The organism is Streptococcus sp. W151 (genome assembly GCF_053010205.1).
In genome coordinates this window covers 214,150-234,617 of the sequence record NZ_JBRKNT010000001.1, presented here as the reverse complement: position 1 = coordinate 234,617, position 20,468 = coordinate 214,150, and the positions used below count along the sequence as shown (strand labels likewise).

Below are 20,468 nucleotides of genomic sequence, written 5' to 3'. Positions count from 1 at the left end.
CACCTTGCATTTGTGTTACAAGGTGATGACAGGATGTTGGTGCTATAGTCTCGTTAACTATCTTCATTATCGTGATTCAAATAGGGCACTTGGACTAGGACTCCCTAATATCCACTTAGACACTGATCACTGCTCCTTCACTGAACCATCCGAATAAATGACTCTTACTCTCGATATAGTAGTGCCTCTCCTAGAATCCATAAAGCTCTGAAATTCTTCATCTTTATTAGTATAGACCCCTATCTTAATGTTATTCGCATCTTTATCATAAGCTAGTACATGTTCCTTAGAGCTCCCGTCAGAAAATGTGATTTTCACCTCAGCTCCCCATGCGTCTGAAGGAGTGGAGCTATACGAAGGATTCATAATCTCAATCTCCTCCATTCCCTCGTAAGAATTTTTCAAGGTCTTTACAAGGCTGACTTCATACTCTCTGTTGCGTCTCTTTTCCTCCAATTTTTTGTTCATATGAAACAAAGAAATCCCAACTACCAATAGGAGAGCAAATGCGATAACCATCAAAATCCTTTTTCTTTTTAAACTTTGTTTTTACCATAAGACCTTTCTCCTCATTACTTTAGATACATGTTTATGCTCATTCTGAAATGCATCTGATGAATTTTTCTTCAACTATTTTATCTCACACACAATGATCCTAATCAAAAAGAGAGCTTGTCTAATGCTCTCCTTTTCTGTTCCTTATCCAAGAGCTACGTCTAGGATCATCATAATGACAAAACCAACCATGAGACCGAGGTTCGCAACGTCTGTGTTGCCATTGGTCTGCGAATCTGGGATCAACTCTTCGACCACTACAAAGATCATAGCACCTGCCGCAAAGCCCATCATGATGTCCAGTAATTTGCGACTAATATTCTTGAAGAAAAAGACGATGGCTGACCCGACAATGGTACAGCCCCATGTAAACAATCCTGCGATAAAGGCCTGCAAGACCACGGATTGTGATTGAAACCAATTCATAACAACTCCCATTTTCTTGTTGATTCAATTGTTCTATTCTACTATTTTTATCCGAATGAAGGAAGCTATTTCGAAAAAAAGAGAGTGGGACAAAAGTCCTAGCCTCTCAATTTTCTTTGGATTGTCGAGCAAGACGTAGTGGTTGAGTGGGCTCTACTACCCTGATTTCATCAGCTTTTACAGACCTACTCAACTGTGCGGAGGTGGAACGACGAAATTGAATTCTAACGAATGACCGACTTCTGTCCCAGCTACTTCTTCACATATTGTTCAACTGGGTAATCCGCTGGATCTAAACGCAAGTTTCCTCCTACCACTAGTTGCGCTAGATGCCAACCAATGAGGGGACCGGTTGTAAGACCAGATGATCCCAGACCGCTCGCCACATAAAGGCCTGCTTGATCGGGAAGGGCTCCCCAAAAGGGCGAGAAGTCACTGGTGTAGGCCCGGATACCCACGCGCTCCCCCACGACTGCCGCTTGAGCCAGTTCTGGATAGTAGGTCATGGCTTCTTCTTCCATTTGGTTCAGCAGAGCTACGTCCACACTTAGGTCGAAGCCCATCTCATTCTCATGGGTCGCTCCCATACTGATCTTGCCTTTTTGGAAGGGAATGATATCCAGTTCCCCTTCTGGCATGACCACAGGATAGTCATCCGTATCTAAGTCTAACTGATAATCCCGCAACTGTCCTTTTTGCGGACGGACATCAACTTGGTAGCCAAGTGGTTCTATGATTTGACCCAACCAGGCTCCTGTCGCTAGGATGACTTGGTCATAGCTCTCTCCTGCTATCTGATAGCCATTGTCTGTGACTGAGAGAACAACCTCTTCCTTAAACACTCTTGCACCACTGGCTTTAAGAAGAGTTTCCGTCAGAAGTGCTCCCTCTACATGGGCACCACCTGAGGCATAGAGGAGCTGGTCAAAGCCTTGCAGACCTGGGAATTGCTGGACCACTTCTTCTTTGGTCAAGATCGCCAAGTCTCCAATCAAGGGTGATTCTTCCCGACGACTCAGTGCCAACTGATAGAGTTCGTCTAATTTTTCTTCCTTCTTTTTGAGGAGATAGACCCCAGTCTGCTGGTAAAAGTCTGTTTCGATTCCGTCATTGGCCAGATCCGCTACTAATTCTTGGTAGAAATCAGCTCCTAAGCGGGCCAGGCGATACCAGGCCTTATTCCGCCGCTTAGAAAACCAAGGGCTAATAATACCAGCCGCAGCTTTAGTCGCCTGGCCAACTCCGTAATCATAGACGGTTACATCCACTTGTGCTTCTTTGGATAAATAATAGGCTGCAGTGGATCCCACGATCCCTGCACCAATAATCGCAACTTTCATGATCACCTCTTAGATATGGTAAAAAGGATTGGTGCTGGCTTGACTGCCCAGCACTTCGATCTCCCAGGCTTCTTCAGACTTCCACTGGTTGAGTTTTTCGACTAGTTTTGACACAAAGAGAACTTCGATATGGTGACCTGGATCCAAGGCTAGGAGCCCATCACTCAGCATATCCTGAGCTGTGTGGTAGTAGATATCTCCTGTGATATAGACCTCTGCCCCCTTGACAAGAGCATCCTTGTAAAAGGACTGACCACTTCCGCCACAGATAGCGACACGCTCAATGACCCGATCCAGATCCTCCTGGTCATAACTGACCAAGCGCAAAGCATCTAAGCCAAAGGTTTCTTTTACCTTTTCAGCCAACTGTCCAAAGGTTTGAGGGCGCACCTGACCGATGCGGCCGATTCCTAGACCTTCTCCTGTCAGGCTGAGGGGCTCTGTATTTTCAATTTCTAAAAGCTGGCAGAACCAATCGTTCAATCCATCTGGGACAATATCAATATTGGTATGGCTGACGTAGACCGCAATATCGTGCTTGATCAAGTCAATATAGATCTGATTTTGAGCCCGATCGGCTACCAAGTCCTTAATAGGACGGAAAATCGGCGCATGCTTGACGATGATCAAGTCCACCCCATGGGCGATGGCTTCCGCCACCGTCTGCTCCCGAATATCCAAGGCTACCATGACCTTATGGATGTCTTTTTGCAGGGTACCTACCTGTAAGCCACAGACATCTCCCTCCATGGAAAGTTCTTGAGGACAGTAGGCTTCATAGCGTTTGATGACTTCACTTGCTAGCATGCAGAACCTCCTTGATTTGTGCGATGCGCTCTTCTAACGATGCTCTGGCGGATTGATTCTCAACTGGGACCTGCTCCAAGGCAAAGGCTAATTTTTCCACTTCCTTGGACCACTTTTGGACAAAGGCTGGAGCTTGTTCCCGCATCAAATAGGGACCAAAACGCAGTTCCTTGGCTGTCAACTCTTGAGAACCATGCTCGACCACGAGGATCTCATAAAACTTCTCATTTTCTTGCAAGATAGCTTCATCAACAAGGCGAAAATCATGATCTACTAACCAAGCCCGCAGTTCATCTTCCCGATTATTGGGTTGCAAGACCAAGCGGGAGACACCGGCTAATTTCTCAAGACCTGCTGCTAGGATATCTGCAATCAAGCGCCCGCCCATTCCTGCGATGGTGATGCAAGAAATATCATCGGACAGTTCAAATGCAGCCAAGCCATTAGCTAGGCGGACCTCAATCTTGTCCTCTAAACCATTATCGGCGACATTTTGCAGGGCAGACTGATAAGGTCCCTCAACCACTTCCCCTGCAATAGCAGCCTCAATCTTGCCTTCCTGTAAAAGAGCGATTGGGAGATAAGCATGGTCACTTCCCACATCTAACAGACGAGCTCCTTCTGGGACAAAGCTGGCCACCAAGTCCAATCGATTTGATAATTTTGTAAATTCCATGTGCTTCTTTCTATACTTTTATTCCACCCTTTAGTATACCATGTTTGCAGCATTAAAAAAAGGCGCGACGGCGCCTTTTCCTTATGCATCGATTTCCTTATATTCTACTTCCAAGCCTCGTTGCACTGCTGGGCGATTGGCAATTTTCTCTGTCCAAGCCTGCAAATGCTTGTATTCCTTCACATCTAAGAAAATTCCTGCTCGGTCCCAGACCTTGTCTTGGGCCAGTCGGCCATACCAAGACCAGATGGCAATATCTGCAATGGTATAGTCCTCCCCTGCGATATAAGGTTTACTTGCGAGCTCCTTGTCCAGTAGGTCCAATTGGCGTTTGGCTTCCATGGCAAAGCGGTTGATGGCATACTCGATTTTTTCAGGAGCATAGTGGAAGAAATGGCCAAAGCCCCCACCTAAAAATGGCGCAGCCCCTGTCTGCCAGAAGAGCCAATTAAGCACTTCTGTCCGTTTAGCAGGATCTGTCGGGATTAATTGTCCAAATTTCTCTGCTAAATACAAGAGAATATTGGCTGATTCAAAGACCCGAATGGTTTGGTCACCTGATTGATCCAACATGGCTGGAATTTTCGAGTTTGGATTGATGACCACAAAGTCACTGCCGAATTGATCCCCATCACCAATCTTGATGCGATAAGCGTCATAGCCCGCATCCACACCCAACTCTTTTAGTTCTTCCAGCATAATGGTCACCTTGATTCCATTTGGGGTTGGAAGGGTATAGAGTTGGAAAGGCTGGTCGCCTTTTGGAAGGCTTTGTTCAAACCGGGCACCTGCTGTTGGTTGGTTCAAACCTCCCCAGGCTCCTCCCATTTGACTCGGCGCTTCCCATACTTCTGGTAATTGATAATCTGACATCTCTGTTCTCCTTTTTCTAAGCTAATACTAGCATATCAAATCCAGGTGCTAGTTTCAAAAATCTGCTACGCTAGCTTTACTTGACTTTTCTGGTCAAAATGATAGTATAGAAAAAATACAATTTTAAGGAGAAAACCATGTCCATGATCGATTTTCATAGTTTGGCAAAGACGGAACTCCACTGCCACTTAGACGGTTCCTTGTCTCTTCCGACTATTCGTCAGTTGGCAACCCTGGCTAATATTGACCTCCCTGCTAGCGATGAGAAGCTCAAGCACCATGTCACCGCACCTGCCCACTGTGAGAATCTATTGGACTATTTGGAGGCCTTTGACTACATTCGTCCCCTCCTTCAAACCAAGGAAGCCTTGACGCTTGCGGCCTACGATGTGGCTAAGCAAGCTGCTCTGGAAAATGTTGTCTACATCGAGGTCCGCTTTGCACCAGAATTGTCCATGGACCAAGGACTCACCGTCCCAGAAACCATCAATGCTGTCTGCGATGGTCTGCGCCAAGCCCAGAATGAATTTGGCATTACAGCCAAAGCCCTTGTTTGTGGCATGCGCCAGTCGGATCCAAAACTCACCTCCCGCATCCTGGTAGAAGCCAACCAAGTTAGGGATCAAGATTTTGTTGGCTTTGACTTTGCCGGGGATGAGCACAACTATTCTCCAGAAGATATTCGACCTTTAATTGAGCAAGTCAAGAGTTACCATCGGCCCATGACGCTTCATGCAGGTGAGTGTCATTGCCCACACTTTGTTGCCCAATCGATTGCTTTTAGCATCAAACGTAATGGCCACGTGACAGCACTATCTCATGAACCAGCCTTACTCCAATCCTTTATTGACAATGGGGTCACTGGTGAACTCTGCTTGACCAGCAACTTACAGACAAAAGCAGCACCGACTATAGAGGATTTCCCTTATTTGAAAATGAAGGCAGCCGGTGCTCGGATCAGTATCAATACCGATAACCGGACAGTATCTGATACCGACCTCACCAAGGAATACGCCCTCTACCATCAACATTTCCAAACCAAGGAAGCTGACTTTTACCAGCACAATGTCGATGCCATCCAAGCTTCCTTTGCTAGTGATGAGGAAAAGCAATCACTCCTTACCAAGTTAGAAAAAGCCTATGCAGACTACTTATAAACGCAAAAACTAGCGCCTTATGAAAGGGCTAGTTTTCTGTTTTATTTTGATACGGATTCATACACAGCCATATCCTCTGGGGTCAATAAGCCAGTGTAAAAGCCATCAACATTGATTGCTGCATACTTGGTTAAGTTCTCATAGGTTTGTATGGTATGAACATAGACCCGTTTTCCAAGCTGATGTACCTGTTCGATAAACTTAGGGGTTAATCGAGAATCATCGATAGATATAGTTACTGCTTCAATTTCCTTGTTCTTGGAAATAAAATCCAGTACCTCTTCTGCACTATCTGGTGAGGCATACAAGGTATAAATGACATGTTTGAAAGGATAAATCGCTTCAATTTCTCCAAACATATCCTGATGATAAATTTGTGGAATCACACGATCCAATAGTTCTTTGTCCCGCTTATTTGCTTCTGAAACAAGTTCTTTAAATTGTGTGATCCTATCTTCCTTAGGGATTTCCATTGATTTGGTATCGGTAATCAACACCATATCCCGATTGATCAGCATTTGATCAAACACATCCCCTATCAGCATAATCGTAAAGCGACTTGGCGTTTCTGGAGAACCATATCCTTGAAATTTCTTCCATTCTTCCGAAGAAAGAGCAATACCATCTTTGTTTCCATAATGGTGCCAATCGTGGACTGCAGCCAATTTCTTGTCACTAGTCAAATTAAAATCCATTTCAAACAAGCGATGGCCGAGGTTGTAGTTTTGCCTTAAAGCCTCTAAGGAGTTGGTATACTTCGTATTGTACTCCTTCCCCCGAACTGTTCCTCCGGCGTGGGCTACCAATCTCGGAGAAACCTTTAGCCAATCTTTCTTACTAACCTTGGTGTAATGCACAAAGCCATATTGGTCAGATAGCTGGCCATTGGTCAAGCTTTCAAGCGTTTCCTTATCCACATAGGTTTTCTCCCAGAAAGTTGTCTCTTGATGAGACTTAAAACGATAGTGATTCTTATCAAATACTTTTATTTTTGCATTCCACTGGATGTCAATGGTCACATTGGCCTCTTTTTTGCGAAAGCCTGTTTTCGTTTTAGTATAACCAGCCTCTACCAGACTCTCCTCTACTGGGTACAAGCCCGAAGCTAATAGGTTGGTTCGTACGTAGTAAAAGCTGACCACGCCAAACAATAAAAACAATCCGACCACTAACATAGTCGGATATAGACATCTAAATCGTCTGGGTCTTTTATTGTCTCCCCGTTTCATTTGATCAATTGTCTCCTCTCAATCCTTCCATAAATCCATGGCTTTCAAGAAATCGTCTGATACGGTCACATTGCGTGGATTGGCCTGTTCACGCTCTTGCAGTTTGGCCTCAACTTGGGGCAGACTGTTGATACCTTCACTGCGCCAGTTTCGCAAAATGGCCTGGATATATTTCCAGTGAGGCTTGCCATTAAAGACAGCTTCTCGTAGCGCTGCCTTGATCACATCTGGATCTGTCTGATCCTCGCGCACGGTCTTGGTCAGGTCTTCAATCTCAAAAGGTGTCAAAAGTCGTCCCAGTTCTTGTTGGAAGGTTTCCACCAAGTCCTTGATGACATTTCCCTTAGCAGGCGCACTCTGTGCCTTCCCTTGTGTTTGAGCCTCTAAAATCTCATCCAAGCGTTCCAGGGCAATGGTCGCATCAAAGATGGCCTCAATTTCTCCATTGAGCTCAATGGTCCGATATTGAAGAAGTCCCTTGGTGGTCAAATTGGACATAATCCGATTGACCTCTGTCACCGTTTTTCCCAGATGGCTAGCAATCTGATTAGGAGTCAAGGTCTCTTGACCGGTCGTATTTTGAAGGAAGAAAAACTGCCAAACCAAGTAGTCATCTGCTTGGTCAAACAATTCATGATAATGAAAAAGCAAGGCACTTGGAAGAACCAAGTTGCCATACTTAAATGCTTGTGAATATGTCATAATTCCCCTTTATAGGTAACCATAAAATGAAATATCTTTTTCCAATTCTTCCAAGCGGTAAGGTGTTTCTTGATAAACCGCATAGTTGATCCAATTACTAAAGAAGGTTGTTGCAGCTAGATTCCAGCGAATGCGAGGCTCTGTACTGGCATCATCCCCATCAAAGTAATTCTTAGGAACATCCGGATCCAAGCCTGCCTTGACATCTCGGTTGTATTCCTTAGCCAGCGTATCGCGATCATACTCCAGATGGCCAAAGCTATACACCTCACGCATGTCTGGACTGGCAATGATGGAAAGGCCAACTTCATTTCCTTGCGCGATCACCTGAAGATTGCTCTTTTCAAGGACTTCCTTCAAAGGAACATCCGTATAGCGAGAATGAGGGGCAAGGAAGCGATCGTCAAAGCCTCTCATGAGAAGACTTTCCGGACGCACCACTGTTTGGTCATAGATACCGGATAGCTTGTCACAGAGCTCTACTTTTTGAATCCCATAACGGTGGTAGAGACCAGCCTGAGCTCCCCAACAGAGGTGCAAGGTGGAAAAAACATGACGCTTGGCCCATTCAAAGACCTGGGTCAACTCATCCCAGTAGTCCACTTCTTCAAAGTCCATCTTTTCAACAGGCGCTCCTGTCACAATCAAACCGTCATAGTAATTATCCTTGATATCCTCAAAGGTCTTGTAGAAGCTCTCCAAATGTTCTGCCGCTGTATTCTTGGACTCATGGCTCGCCATATAGAGGAACTCCACATTGATCTGCAAGGGTGTGTTGGCCAAGAGTCGTAAGAGCTGGGTTTCTGTCGCAACCTTGGTCGGCATCAAATTAAGAATGAGAACATTCATGGGCCGAATATCCTGGTGAGTCGCCCGAACATCATCCATGACAAAAATATTTTCTGAACGAAGGATATCAACTGCTGGTAATTTTTTATCTAGAGTAATTGGCATAAAAAGCTCCCATCTTACAAGTTCTTAACTAACATTATATGATAGGAGCTTATAGTTTTCAATTATGGTTTTTCTGTAGCCAGTTATAGTATTAGACTATATTAGTAATGCATCAAAACTTTGTAGTCGTAATCGCCGATCGCTTCGCGACCTTTCAAGTCGTCCAACTCGATCAAGAAGGCACACCCTGCAACGACCCCACCGAGTTTTTCGATCATTTCGATGGTTGCTTTCACCGTACCACCAGTCGCCAAAAGGTCATCAACGATGAGAACACGTTGACCTGGTTTGATAGCATCTGCGTGCATGGTCAAGGTATCGACACCGTATTCTTTTTCGTAGTCAGCTGAGATGACTTCGCGTGGCAACTTACCAGGCTTACGAACAGGTGCAAATCCAATTCCCAATTCAAAAGCGACTGGACATCCAACGATGAACCCACGCGCTTCAGGGCCAACGATCATATCGATCTTCTTATCGGTCGCGTATTGAACGATTTCACGAATCGCATAACTATAAGCATTGCCATCTGCCATCAATGGGCTGATATCACGGAAGGTAATCCCTTCTTGTGGATAGTTTTCAATGCTTGCAATGTAATCTTTTAAATTCATGGTTAACTTTCTTTCATAAAAATTTTTACATTCCATTATACCATGAATTCTACTAACGTGCATCATTTTTGCCAAATCATTTTCCCAAGCTCCCGCGTCAAAAGCAAAAATCCCACATCCGAAAAAAGATGTGGGATTGGAAACATGCTTACTATTCTTCTATCAATTTATCGTACTCGATTTTCATATCTCCCAAGTTTTTCAGGGAATAACGGGAGCTTCCATTTTTGAACCAGGTACCAAGGATGTATTGCTCGGCCACTTTCTTACTTTGGTTTTTCAACCAAGTGCGGTCTTTACCGTAGGTGGCAAGTTGATCAAGAAGTTGCTGGCCCACGTAGGTAGTATCTTCTTTAGAAAGGTAGACCTCCTTCTGGAAAAATAGCTTTTTAGATGAGTTGTATTTAAATATAAAACCAAGTGTCACACCTTTTTCCAATTGAAGATCATACATATAGGTCCAGTTGGGAGTTCCCTTAAACATAATCACGGACAGTTCTTCGTTAACATCGACAATTCCTTTAGAATAGGGGTAGGTCTGAAAATCCTCGTCTTCTTTCCAGATACTATCGTTTCCTATCGTTTCTGTATACGGCTTAAACATCACATAGCGCATCAATCCACCATTTTCGGAGTAGTTGATTTCTTCCATAGGGTTTTTCATGCTCAGGTAGATTCCTACCCAATAAAGAGCAAAAAGTAGATGGGAGTGAGCCAGAGAAACTGTTTTAGATGTTTTTTCATAAGGCCTGTCCTGTCAAATAGTCGTAGATTTCGCGAACCGTTCCAAGGGCCATCAACTCCTGTTCTTTCACTGTTTGTTTGAGATTTTGGTAGATGGTGCTTTCAGCGATTTCCCGTTTTTCTGCTTCTTTATTGACCTTCATGATGCCATTTTCAATGGTCACAAAGCCCAGCTCTTGGAAGATCTGGATCATTTTAACCAAGAGGATCTGCTGGATCTTGAGATAGGCTGCTAGGTCTTTTAGTTTGTAGCGGACATCGAACTCTGGGTACTGGTAGATGGTTTTATAGAGTTTGGCATACTGGTCCCTGCTCCCGTACCCTGTCAGATAGTAGGCTTTGGGGATCTCATTTTTGAAATAGACAGCCTGGAAATCATGCTCTTGAAAAATTTGCCGTAAGGACTCTATATTCTCAGGGATATTTCCAACCACTACAGCAGAAGCATCCGCTAGATCAGGCAGTTCTTGGGTAAAGTCGAGAACAGGAACACCTGCGGGGAGACTGGCATTTTTGGAGCGGATATTAAAGAGCTGGACTCCGTCCACACGCGCATCGACCAGCATGAGCTGAAGGGTCGTTTGGCCATTCCATTGGTTGACAGACAATTGCACAGCTAGCTCAAGGTCTTGCGCCTGGGCAAACTCCGCCTCTAAGCTCCCCAAGCCAAAGGCAACCACCTCAAAGGTCGCATCTTCTTGAGAAATTTTGAGTTTCAAGTGGGTATTGCCGGCTCCCATTGAGCGCGCTCCTTCTACCTTGAAATTACGGACTAGAAAGACGGGCTTTTTATTGTCCATGCCAAAAGGACTCAAGCGCTCAAAGCTTTTCAAGGTCTCAAGCGTTAGTTCTGTTAGATGCAGTTCCTCATCGATCGCTAAGCTAGACTTGCTGCTGAGATCTATCTCTTGCTCTGAAATATAGTCGGTAAGGGCCTTAGACAAGGCAGGGAGTTGGTCCACCTCGAGCGTCATCCCTGCTGCACCGGCATGTCCTCCAAAGGCAACAAAGAGCGACCGGTGAGGATCGAGAGCCTCAAAGATATTGACCGACTCAGGACTCCGAGCGCTTCCTTTAGCTCGTCCATCCTCGATACTTAAAACAACGACCGGCTGATGAAGCTCTTCTAATAAACGACCGGCAACAATGCCAAGAACCCCAGGATTCCAGCCTTCCTTTGCCAAGACCTGGGCGGACAAGCTCGGATCGACCATGGCTTTGGCTTCGTCATAGATACTTTGGACAATCTCTTTGCGTTCTTCATTCTTCTGATGAATCATGAGGGCAATCTCGTGCGCTTCTTCATCGTCAAAACCAGTCAGTAGTTCGATGGCTGGATTTGGGTCATCGAGGCGACCAAGGGCATTGAGACGAGGGGCGATCTGAAAGCCAATTGTTTCTTCATTGACATCCTCCGGACGAATCCCAGCGATCTCCAAAAGCTCCTGCAAGCCCATGCGCTGGGTATGTTGGAGAACCCCCAAGCCGTATTTGACCAGAATTCGATTTTCATCTGTCAGGCTCACCATGTCAGCGATGGTCCCGATCGCGACCAAATCTAAAAGATCAACTGGTACTTCCTCTAGGAGGGCACAGGCCAACTTAAAGGCTACACCACAGCCTGCTAGATAATGGAAGGGATAGGCCGCATCTGGATGCTCTGGATGGATGATCGCATAAGCATCCGGCAAGACTTCCGGCATAGAGTGGTGGTCTGTCACGATGACATCCACTCCCATCGCTTGAGCCATGGCAATGGCTTGATTGCCCGCCACGCCATTGTCCACCGTGACAATCAAAGAAATACCTTGCTGCTCGATAAAGTATTTGTAGACACTCTCATTGGGACCATAGCCGTCTGTGAAACGGTTGGGTAGGTAGACTTGCACCTCTGCTCCCATCTGCTCCAAGGTTTCCTTCATAATGGAGGCCGAAGTCATCCCGTCCGCGTCATAGTCTCCGTAGATGAGGATCTGCTCATAATCTTCGATGGCCCGTCGGATGCGCTCCACAGCTTTCTCCATATCATGGAGCAAATAAGGGTCGTGTAGCTTCTCCAGCTTGGGTTCTAAAAAGTCTTCTAAATCCTCTTTGGTTTGAATGCCACGCTCATACAGCAAGATTGCTACGGATGCTTCCAGGCCTGCTTTTTTGGCAAGGGCTAAAAAGGCCTCATCTGCACTTGGCGAAGCTAACTGCCAATCGTATTTTGAAGTGATCATCTAGCTTTTGGTCTCCTCTTTTTCTTATCTGAATATTATATCATGAAAGGCGAAAATGGCGGGAAATAAAGGGTCAGACAGATCTTGAAACAAAATGAACAACAACCTCTATTTTTGTTGCATTTGGCTTGACTTATAGGTATAAAAGCTTATAATCTTTTTTAAATATGTGATGGGATGATTATTCTGTTAAAGTTTCGAACGTTTATTATCGTTTTAATATTACTAAGCTTGTCATTTCCATTATTTTTCTATTTAAACAAACGTAATTAGAGGCTTTGATGTGGATCTGATCGCTGAGGTCGTTACTTTTAGCTAACAGATCGTTTATAGATCCATCATCAAATAAGGCGACTAGTTTCAAGGAGTAGAAATTAGAAGCCTTTCTGTTTTAGGATATATCACTATATAGAAAAATGGGAGAAGGCATGCAAAAGAAAGGAAATGAGGCCAATTGAAATCTCTTTATAAAAAGATAGTTGCATTTGTAGCTATCATCGGTGTGGTAGCCTTAGGCTTGTCTGTGATCAAACCTGTTAGTGCTGCCACTGTTTCACCAACTGTCACCAACTTAAAGGCCCAAGCAAGTGGACAAAAGGTTATCTTTTCATTTGACTGGGATTTAACAGGAAAATCTGTTAAAGAAGGAGATACCTTTACCATTGACGCTCCAGAAGGTGTCAATATTACGGAAGTTGCAACGCAATCCCTCCAAGCAAATGGAGCTGAAGTCGCAACCATTTCGATGACAAACAAAAAGATTACTTTTACTTTCAAAAAAGCCATCGAATCCATGAACCAAAATGTAAAAGGTGGCTTCTCATACAAAGCAGAATGGGATAACACTCCAGGAAACCCTGGCAACAAAACAGCTACTTCAAAAGTAGGTTCTGATTCAGTGGTAATCACTCGTCCTGATGGACCTGGCGTATTTGAATCTGTATTGAATAAATACAACCTTACAGGTGACTATGTATCTAAGGAATTCAAATTAGATGCATCTGAAAACTATGCCTGGATGAAAGTTGGAGATGACTACTATCTAACAAAATGGTTCATCCGTATCAACGGAGATGGTAAGAAACAAGCCATCACAAACCCTGTTGTATCAGATAAAATCCAAGCTCCAGCTGTAGATTACTCAAAAATCACTTTTGCTCCTGCTGCAAATCACGCTGCAAGTGATTTCTTCGTGGGAACTTACTTGAAACCATCATTCACATTAAGAAAAGGTGGACAAGTGGTGGCTTCTGGTTGGGACTTCTGGAAACATGTGAAATTCGATGCTGACGGTAATGGATTTACCGTGAATTTGTCAGATGTCAGCGATGTATTTAAAACAGCATCTAGTGATGAATTAATCGTTGAATACCAAACATTAATTCCTAAGACAACCATTCGCGTTGACAACAATGCTACATTGACAGCTGATGAAATCACAACACCTCAAACTGACCCAGCCTTCTGGAACAACACTGAATTGAAGTTCTGGGTGAGCGGTGATAAAACTGTCACTGTTCAAAAAGAATGGGTTGGTGACGAAGAAGCTGACCGTAAAGATATCACAGTTCAATTACTAGCTGATGGTCAAAAATTAGACGGTCTGACGAAAACTCTAACAAAAGATTCTGGTTGGAAAGCTGATTTCACTAACTTACCTGGTATCAAAGACGGTAAGAAGATTGAGTACTCCGTAGTGGAAACAAACACACCTGATGGATATACTTCAAAAGTTGAACCAATCAATGATTCGAATGTTATCAAAGTTGTCAATACTTCAAATAAACCAAAAGTTACTGAAACCACTGCAAATCTTGTTGTTAAAAAAGCTTTCGAAGTAGCCGGCGATCAGGAACATACACAACTTCCGATCACAGAAGGTCAATTCGAATTTGTCTTGAAAGACGAAAATAACAAAGTAGTCGAAACTGCCAAGAACAAAGCAGATGGCACTGTTAACTTTAAGTCTCTGACTTTCAATAAAGAAGGTACTCATACTTATACCATCACTGAAAATAAGGGTACAGATGCTAGTGTCAACTATAGTACACAAAGCATCACTGCTACTGTCGATGTGAAGAAAGATAACGACAAACTCGTTGCTACTGTCACTTACTCAGGTGGAGATGGTGAACAAAAAAATACGATCACCAATACTCAAAACAAACCAAAAGTTTCAAATGCTAAGGTAACCTTAAACCTTAAAAAAGCATTTGAAGGTGGTGAACTCAAGGGCGATGACTTTGAGTTTGTTGCAAAAGATTCAAACGATAAAGTTGTTGGCACAGCTAAGAACCAAAAAAATGGTTCGATTACTTTTGATAACATCACTGTAGACAAAGCAGGGACATTCAACTATACCATCACTGAAACAAAAGGTACGGACAAAACCATTACCTACAGTGAGCAAACCATCACAGCTACGGTTGTAGTGGTTGAAAAAGACAAGGCCTTGGTTGTAGAAAAAATCAACTACTCTGATGGTCAAACTGCTACAGATACGTTCACCAACAAAAAAGAAGCTCCTAAAACAGAAAGTACAAAAGCTACTCTTCAAGTGAAAAAGCTCTTTAAAGAAGGTGAAACAACCTTACCGTTGACAGACAATCAATTTGAATTTGTCTTGAAAGAAGGAAACACTACCCTTGAAACTGCCAAGAACAAGGCAGATGGTACTATAACCTTTAAGGAACTTTCTTATACTGCAGAAGGAACACACACTTACACCATTACCGAAAACAAAGGTACGGATGCTTCTATCAACTATAGCACACAAACCATCACGGCTACTGTTGCTGTGAAGAAAGATAACGACAAACTCGTCGCTACTGTGTCTTACTCAGGTGGAGATACTGAAAAAGGTGATACCTTCACAAATACGAAGACACCTCCGACACCTCCAACGCCTGTCCCTCCAACAGTGAAACCAACGTCAGCTCAATTCAAGGCTAAAAAAGTATTGGCCATCAATGGTACAAGCAATCGTACATTGAAAGCAAATGAGTTTATTTTCCTTCTCAAGGATCAAGCTGGTACGCTCATTGATACCAAGACAAATGGTGAGAATGGGGATATTCTCTTCAATCCAGTAAGCTTTAATGAAGCTGGTACTTTCACCTACACAATTGCTGAACAAAAACCAGCTACACCGGAATCCGCTATTACTTATGATGAAACTGTTCATACTGTAACAGTAACTGTCACAAAAGATGCAACTGGACAATTGAATACGGAAGTGCAATACGACGGTAAAAAAGATGCTCCTACTTTTACCAATACGTATACACCTCCGACACCTCCAACTCCAAGTGAAAAACAAATTACCACAAGCAAGATTATAGAAGGTCGTGACCTTCAAGGTGGTGAATTTAGCTTTAACCTCTTGGACAAAAATGGAACTGTTCTTCAAACAAAACAAAATGCTGCAGATGGTACAGTGACATTTGATGCTATCGCCTACACGGAAGCGATGATTGGTACTCATCAATATACCATTAAAGAAGTCGTACCAGCTGATCAAGCAAATATCCAATATGACGAAGGTCAAGTGGATGTCACAGTTACTGTCACAAAAGATGAAGCGGCAAACGCTATCCAAGCAGTTGTTTCATACGGTGAAAAGAAAACCTTTATCAACAAGGTGATCCCACCAACTCCACCAACAATTGATATTCCTGAATTGAAACTTTACACCCTTAAGGTTCGTAAAGTAGATGAAAAGGGTGATTTCCTTGCTGGTGCAGTATTTGGACTCTTTGAAGCAGATGGTGTTACACCTGTTGCAAACCCATATGGACAAGGCCAAGCGCAAGCAATTTCTGGTCAAGATGGACTTGCAAGCTTCGTTGGATTTGAAGCGAAAGATTACGTGATCAAAGAGCTCTCAGCTCCAAGTGGTTACCAACTTTCAAATGAAGTTATCAAAGTTTATGTAAGCGACTTTGCTGCAGCTAGCAATCTTGAAGTTGATAAAGGAAACGTGGTGAATAAACTTCTTCCACCTCCACCATCAACAGATATTCCAAATATACCATCACCAAGTAATAGCAAACCTAAAACTCCATCACCAAATGGAGATAAACCTAAGTCTAACGACAAACCTAAATCTAGTGAAACTCCTAAATCTAGTGACAAGCCTAAAGAAAGTAAGCGATCTCTTCCTTCAACAGGAACTGAAGATCATTTAGGACTTCTTGTAACTGGTTTGACAATCGTCGCTACAGCTATTGCTTCTATGACACTTAAGAAGAAAGAAGACTTCTAAGAAACGTGAAGAGAGTGGGACAGAAATCGGTAATTCGTTAGAATTCGATTTCGTCGTACCACCTCCGCACAGTTGAGTAGGGCTGTAAAAGCTGATGAAATCAGCGTAGTAGAGCCCACTCAACCACTGCGTCTTGCTCGACAATCCAAAGAAAATTGAGAGGCCAGGACTTTTGTCCCAGCCTCTTTTTTTGTATCTGCTTCTCTTATTCTGGTTTGTTTTGATCTTCATAAAAAACAACTTTCCCTTCTTTAACTTTGAAGGAGTAGCTGAGCGTGTCATCCGAATCATCTTTATGATTGGAATAGTAGAAATTATAGGCACCATCTGGTAATTTACTCGCATCTAGCTTTTTAGCTGCCGCTTTTAGATCTTGCTCCTTAACGGATACGGCATCATCTATATAAATGGTCATATAAACTAACTCTTGGTCAATTAGAGTCTGAAAAGGAATCTGATAGTAGCCGGCAAAGTCCTTCTTTCCTTCTTTTAGATTTTGGCTAGCAATGGCATCCAACCTTGCCTCTTTCTCTTCTTTAAAAAAGTCCCCAAAGAAACTAATGAAATGAATAGGGAGACCGATCTTTTGCTTCTTTAATTGTTTCTCAATTTTATCTTCCAGTTCTTTAATCGATTTCTGCTCCAAAAAAGCTTTCTTATATTCTGGAAGATGGTCATTATATGAATCTGCCCAGTCATCCGCAAAAGTTGTTTTCTGTTCTAATGACACCGTTTGATCATCGTAGGTTTTCTCAGAGTAGGTGTAGCTTACATGATACTGTGGGAATTCCAAAGCAGTCCAATCAAGTTTGTTTATGGTAACAGTTCCATGCAGACCAACTTGAGCAAGCTCACTACTAACAACTTCCTTAGCCTTTTTATAATCACTCGGTTTCATGATCTTACAGCTAGAAAGAAACAGGCAACAAAGAAAAAGTGGCATCCATGCGAATAGTTTAGAATAGTTGGGCTTCATAGCCTGACCTCCTTATGGAATAATAGTGGCTTCTTATCATTTCTTAAACTAACTAGTTTTTACAATAGGTTAGCTAAAAATTAGGGTATTTCTCTATTTTTGAATAACCCATTTTGCATCACCATAAACAACCGTAAATGGTCCATCCCCATCTGTTAAATAGTTAATTTTATATATACCAGATTCTCCTGCTTCAAGGACTGTTGGCTGTTTGTAATTTAAAGTGTTATTCAACATATAAGCAGATTTTGCATGGCCATCATAGAGATCTACATTTGTATAATCTGGAGTATTTTCAATACGGAGAGGTGTTGTATTCGATAAGGTGAATTCGACGATCAATCGATGTTGTTTTTTCGATTTATCGATACGGTCTTGATCATCCTGAACATCAAAATTTGGATCGTCTGTTACACTATTTAGTGTAACTTCTAAGCCATTAGCAAATACAACTGGCTCTCCAAGTGCATAACTTTTAACAGGATCTTTTGGATTAAAATTCTTTAATTTTTCTTTTATCTTTTGTCCATCACTATTATTCCCTGATGGAATCGTCCAAAAGATATTATTTTCATCTTCCTTACCATACTGATTTTCCCCCTTCATTTGTTGAGGGATTTGTGTAAGAATAGCCAAATTTTTTGAATCTATTTGAACATCACCTTGATCTGTTACTTCCATTTCAACCGTGATTTCTGTAGTGTAAATCTCACCATCAGTATAACCAGATGATGAGGTTGCGTCGAAATTTTTATTAACTAACTGTTTTAAAACTGTCGAAAGCATAATATAGGAAATATGATCATCTCGATTTGTCTCATTTTCAGCATATCTCTGATGCAATTTATCAAGCCAATCATAAAACATTTGATTGAAATTCGTTCCAGAATATTTATCCCACCTCGATAAAGGCTCTGGGAAGTATTTTGGTACCTGAATGTGAAGGAATACTTTGTTGCCCTTAACTGCATAGCCTTTTAATTCATATTTTTTTTCAAAACGTAGTGCATTCGTCATGAGCTTTAAATACATCGGACCATATATTTTGAGGGGGTACTTCTCACCAAGATATTCCACATAAGTATTTGGATCAAAAGTACTACTGTTTTTTTCAATTTTAGGGATAATATAATCGTTCCAGAGTCGAGTATACATATCCTCTTGATTTTTTGCCCCATTGGCCTTGATAACAGTGTCTATTCTACTTTGATCTACATAGACTCCTTCAACAACCTGCAAAGCTTTTTGAACTCTTCCATCTTCATCGAGAGGAGCTTCATTTTGTTGCAGACTATATATAGAGATTCCATCGCTATCATCTGGCTTCATATATTGTGGAAGTTTTTCAAACGTTATGTATCTGCTACTGTTCTTTGCATTCCAATCGAATGATGCTGCGGGTCCTGTCTTGTCAAAATGAATATTTGTTTGATCGATTTTTTTCTGTACTTCTTTATTCGAAGAACCATGTTTTTCTACAGTTCCTTGTTTGCAGGCACTCAAACATACTGGTATAAGTACCGAACATAAGACAAGGCCCCATTTTATTTTCTTCTTCATTTCATCTCCTCCTAATCTCTTCCTCATTTTACCATCAAACTCCCCTTTTGTCAGTCAAATAGATAAGAGGCTGGGACAAAAGTCCTAGCCTCTCAATTGTCTTTGGATTGTCGAGCAAGACGCAGTGGTTGAGTGGGCTCTACTACGCTGATTTCATCAGGTTTTACAGCCCTACTCAACTATGCGGAGGTGGGACGACGAAATCGAATTCTAACGAATTACCGATTTCTGTCCCACTCTCTTTATTTCATATAAATCATCCCTGTACAGGCTTGCTCTGACAATTCGACAAAGCCCAGGGACTGGTAAAAGGCTAGATTTTTCTCGCTACGTTCTGTGACGAGGAGCCGTTGATAGACATTAGGAAAGGTCGCTAAAGCCTCTTCTAAGAGTTTCGTGCCAATGCCTTGGCGCTGATGATCAGGTCGCACCAAGAGATCCTGCACAAAAATGACAGAGTGACCATCTCCTACCAAACGAATGTAGGCTACGAGCTCTTTCTCATCATAGACGGACAATTGCCAGAGACTGGCTTTAACGGCTTCTTCTAACATGCTTGGATTGTTGGTATAATTAGTCCAGCCGACTGAGCTGTAGAGTGCGACTAGGTCTGTCATCGCTGGAATTTCTTTTTTATAATGTAACATCTTAACTCCTTTTTAAGCTATAGTGCTGGAAGAAGGCGATCTCCCTGTAAGGGGACTCTTGGCAAACGGCCAGCTCCATCTTGAGCATCGACTCTCGCCAGCCTTCTTGTCCTTTAAAGCGATTGTCCTGCAAGGCATAAAAGATACGAATTCCTTGGTAGTCCTGAACTTCGAGGGCTAGGTCTTCGACTGCTCTATCTAGATCATAGGCCTGGGCCAAGCCCATGGAGTGGGTTTCCAAGTCCTGACCTGCTAGGAGATCGAGCGCTTTCTGAGTATCATTCTCAAAGACGACGGTCTGCAGGACGCGTCCGACTTCATTGTGCTTGACGATAGAGAGCAGACCGCCTGGTTTCAAGAGACGGGAAAATTCTTCAAGAACCACCTTGCGATCCTCTACATACTCTAAGACATTGTGGCAGAGGATGACCTCAAAGCTAGCATCTTCAAGGCTTGCTAACTGGTCCAGACTTCCGACCAGTTGCTGGTAGGGATGGTTCTTAGCCCGCAAGGCTACCATTTCTTCATTGGGTTCCACAGCAAGGACTTGATTGTCTTGCGCCAGGTGGTTAGCCACCAGGCCAAAGCCACTGCCAAAATCAAGCACGCGCTTGTCTTTGATGTCCTGTAATTGCTCAAAAAGAATATCATAATAGATCTGTCCCCAGGGTTGCTGGAGATTTTCTAAATAAGCTTGAATATTGGCGGCCATCTGGCTCCTC

The 20,468-nt window shown here is 42.9% G+C and carries 18 protein-coding genes; 2 read left to right on the top strand and 16 right to left on the bottom strand.

The window, feature by feature from the left end; translation table 11 throughout:
• Positions 1 to 126 precede the first annotated feature (126 nt).
• The 6 genes from ACVC7Q_RS01075 to yghU all read right to left on the bottom strand — a co-directional run bounded on the left by ACVC7Q_RS01075 (position 127) and on the right by yghU (position 4,677).
• Complete coding sequence (locus tag ACVC7Q_RS01075; RefSeq protein ID WP_447264496.1) at positions 127 to 519, bottom strand: hypothetical protein; 393 nt, start codon at positions 517 to 519, stop codon at positions 127 to 129.
• Between the two features lie 180 nt (positions 520 to 699).
• On the bottom strand, positions 700 to 981 hold the full coding sequence (locus ACVC7Q_RS01070) for a ZIP family metal transporter (protein WP_447264495.1): 282 nt from the start codon (positions 979 to 981) through the stop codon (positions 700 to 702).
• 251 nt (positions 982 to 1,232) lie between these two features.
• Positions 1,233 to 2,321 carry an NAD(P)/FAD-dependent oxidoreductase gene (locus ACVC7Q_RS01065; RefSeq protein ID WP_447264494.1) on the bottom strand — a complete coding sequence of 363 codons (1,089 nt, stop codon included), beginning with the start codon at positions 2,319 to 2,321 and terminating at the stop codon, positions 1,233 to 1,235.
• Between the two features lie 9 nt (positions 2,322 to 2,330).
• A complete protein-coding gene (locus ACVC7Q_RS01060) occupies positions 2,331 to 3,128 on the bottom strand; it encodes a Nif3-like dinuclear metal center hexameric protein (RefSeq protein ID WP_447264493.1) in 798 nt (265 codons plus the stop codon).
• The gene (locus ACVC7Q_RS01055) at positions 3,115 to 3,804 is read right to left on the bottom strand and encodes a tRNA (adenine(22)-N(1))-methyltransferase (protein ID WP_447264492.1); all 690 of its coding nucleotides are present in this window, start codon (positions 3,802 to 3,804) and stop codon (positions 3,115 to 3,117) included. The genes ACVC7Q_RS01060 and ACVC7Q_RS01055 overlap by 14 nt, the downstream gene beginning before the upstream one ends.
• An 81-nt stretch (positions 3,805 to 3,885) precedes the next feature.
• Positions 3,886 to 4,677, bottom strand: a complete 792-nt coding sequence (yghU, locus tag ACVC7Q_RS01050; protein WP_447264491.1) for a glutathione-dependent disulfide-bond oxidoreductase — start codon at positions 4,675 to 4,677, stop codon at positions 3,886 to 3,888.
• A gap of 137 nt (positions 4,678 to 4,814) precedes the next feature.
• On the opposite strand from yghU, the gene add reads away from it, so the two are divergent.
• Positions 4,815 to 5,834, top strand: coding sequence for an adenosine deaminase (gene add / locus ACVC7Q_RS01045; protein ID WP_447264490.1), 1,020 nt, complete (start codon positions 4,815 to 4,817; stop codon positions 5,832 to 5,834).
• Positions 5,835 to 5,875: 41 nt separating this feature from the next.
• Here the strand turns inward: add and ACVC7Q_RS01040 are convergent, their stop codons facing one another.
• From ACVC7Q_RS01040 to recJ, 6 genes are all read right to left on the bottom strand, one after another.
• Positions 5,876 to 7,003, bottom strand: coding sequence for a glycerophosphodiester phosphodiesterase family protein (locus ACVC7Q_RS01040; RefSeq protein ID WP_447265029.1), 1,128 nt, complete (start codon positions 7,001 to 7,003; stop codon positions 5,876 to 5,878).
• Positions 7,004 to 7,081: 78 nt separating this feature from the next.
• Complete coding sequence (locus ACVC7Q_RS01035) at positions 7,082 to 7,765, bottom strand: DnaD domain-containing protein (protein WP_070506429.1); 684 nt, start codon at positions 7,763 to 7,765, stop codon at positions 7,082 to 7,084.
• A 9-nt stretch (positions 7,766 to 7,774) separates the two neighbouring features.
• Positions 7,775 to 8,719 (bottom strand): homoserine O-acetyltransferase MetA, encoded by a 945-nt coding sequence (gene metA, locus ACVC7Q_RS01030; protein ID WP_254726916.1) that lies wholly within the window; start codon positions 8,717 to 8,719, stop codon positions 7,775 to 7,777.
• 101 nt (positions 8,720 to 8,820) lie between these two features.
• Positions 8,821 to 9,333: an adenine phosphoribosyltransferase gene (locus ACVC7Q_RS01025; protein WP_003002788.1), complete on the bottom strand. Its 513-nt coding sequence runs from the start codon at positions 9,331 to 9,333 to the stop codon at positions 8,821 to 8,823.
• A 151-nt stretch (positions 9,334 to 9,484) separates the two neighbouring features.
• Complete coding sequence (locus ACVC7Q_RS01020; RefSeq protein WP_447264489.1) at positions 9,485 to 9,997, bottom strand: TipC family immunity protein; 513 nt, start codon at positions 9,995 to 9,997, stop codon at positions 9,485 to 9,487.
• 76 nt (positions 9,998 to 10,073) lie between these two features.
• Positions 10,074 to 12,299: a single-stranded-DNA-specific exonuclease RecJ gene (gene recJ, locus ACVC7Q_RS01015; protein ID WP_447264488.1), complete on the bottom strand. Its 2,226-nt coding sequence runs from the start codon at positions 12,297 to 12,299 to the stop codon at positions 10,074 to 10,076.
• A 454-nt stretch (positions 12,300 to 12,753) separates the two neighbouring features.
• Here recJ and ACVC7Q_RS01010 point away from each other — a divergent pair, with 454 nt between their 5' ends.
• The gene (locus ACVC7Q_RS01010; protein ID WP_447264487.1) at positions 12,754 to 16,563 is read left to right on the top strand and encodes a Spy0128 family protein; all 3,810 of its coding nucleotides are present in this window, start codon (positions 12,754 to 12,756) and stop codon (positions 16,561 to 16,563) included.
• A gap of 205 nt (positions 16,564 to 16,768) precedes the next feature.
• On the opposite strand, the gene ACVC7Q_RS01005 is transcribed toward ACVC7Q_RS01010, so the two are convergent.
• The 4 genes from ACVC7Q_RS01005 to ACVC7Q_RS00990 all read right to left on the bottom strand — a co-directional run bounded on the left by ACVC7Q_RS01005 (position 16,769) and on the right by ACVC7Q_RS00990 (position 20,458).
• Entirely contained in the window at positions 16,769 to 17,539 is a 771-nt protein-coding gene (locus ACVC7Q_RS01005) for a hypothetical protein (RefSeq protein WP_447264486.1), read from the bottom strand.
• Between the two features lie 93 nt (positions 17,540 to 17,632).
• A complete protein-coding gene (locus tag ACVC7Q_RS01000; RefSeq protein ID WP_447264485.1) occupies positions 17,633 to 19,099 on the bottom strand; it encodes a hypothetical protein in 1,467 nt (488 codons plus the stop codon).
• A 242-nt stretch (positions 19,100 to 19,341) separates the two neighbouring features.
• Positions 19,342 to 19,746 (bottom strand): GNAT family N-acetyltransferase, encoded by a 405-nt coding sequence (locus ACVC7Q_RS00995; protein WP_447264484.1) that lies wholly within the window; start codon positions 19,744 to 19,746, stop codon positions 19,342 to 19,344.
• Position 19,747: 1 nt separating this feature from the next.
• Positions 19,748 to 20,458, bottom strand: a complete 711-nt coding sequence (locus ACVC7Q_RS00990) for a class I SAM-dependent methyltransferase (protein WP_447264483.1) — start codon at positions 20,456 to 20,458, stop codon at positions 19,748 to 19,750.
• Between the last annotated feature and the right edge of the window lie 10 nt (positions 20,459 to 20,468).

Bases quoted from the DNA above. Each gene is read 5' to 3' on its own strand.
- ACVC7Q_RS01070 (WP_447264495.1), bottom strand. From the start codon at position 981: ATGAATTGGTTTCAATCACAATCCGTGGTCTTGCAGGCCTTTATCGCA.
- add (WP_447264490.1), top strand. From the start codon at position 4,815: ATGTCCATGATCGATTTTCATAGTTTGGCAAAGACGGAACTCCACTGC.
- ACVC7Q_RS00990 (WP_447264483.1), bottom strand. From the start codon at position 20,458: ATGGCCGCCAATATTCAAGCTTATTTAGAAAATCTCCAGCAACCCTGG.
- ACVC7Q_RS01075 (WP_447264496.1), bottom strand. From the start codon at position 519: ATGGTTATCGCATTTGCTCTCCTATTGGTAGTTGGGATTTCTTTGTTT.
- ACVC7Q_RS01035 (WP_070506429.1), bottom strand. From the start codon at position 7,765: ATGACATATTCACAAGCATTTAAGTATGGCAACTTGGTTCTTCCAAGT.
- ACVC7Q_RS01060 (WP_447264493.1), bottom strand. From the start codon at position 3,128: ATGCTAGCAAGTGAAGTCATCAAACGCTATGAAGCCTACTGTCCTCAA.
- metA (WP_254726916.1), bottom strand. From the start codon at position 8,719: ATGCCAATTACTCTAGATAAAAAATTACCAGCAGTTGATATCCTTCGT.
- ACVC7Q_RS01065 (WP_447264494.1), bottom strand. From the start codon at position 2,321: ATGAAAGTTGCGATTATTGGTGCAGGGATCGTGGGATCCACTGCAGCC.
- ACVC7Q_RS01055 (WP_447264492.1), bottom strand. From the start codon at position 3,804: ATGGAATTTACAAAATTATCAAATCGATTGGACTTGGTGGCCAGCTTT.
- yghU (WP_447264491.1), bottom strand. From the start codon at position 4,677: ATGTCAGATTATCAATTACCAGAAGTATGGGAAGCGCCGAGTCAAATG.
- ACVC7Q_RS00995 (WP_447264484.1), bottom strand. From the start codon at position 19,746: ATGTTACATTATAAAAAAGAAATTCCAGCGATGACAGACCTAGTCGCA.
- ACVC7Q_RS01005 (WP_447264486.1), bottom strand. From the start codon at position 17,539: ATGAAGCCCAACTATTCTAAACTATTCGCATGGATGCCACTTTTTCTT.
- ACVC7Q_RS01000 (WP_447264485.1), bottom strand. From the start codon at position 19,099: ATGAAGAAGAAAATAAAATGGGGCCTTGTCTTATGTTCGGTACTTATA.
- ACVC7Q_RS01025 (WP_003002788.1), bottom strand. From the start codon at position 9,333: ATGAATTTAAAAGATTACATTGCAAGCATTGAAAACTATCCACAAGAA.
- recJ (WP_447264488.1), bottom strand. From the start codon at position 12,299: ATGATCACTTCAAAATACGATTGGCAGTTAGCTTCGCCAAGTGCAGAT.
- ACVC7Q_RS01020 (WP_447264489.1), bottom strand. From the start codon at position 9,997: ATGAAAAACCCTATGGAAGAAATCAACTACTCCGAAAATGGTGGATTG.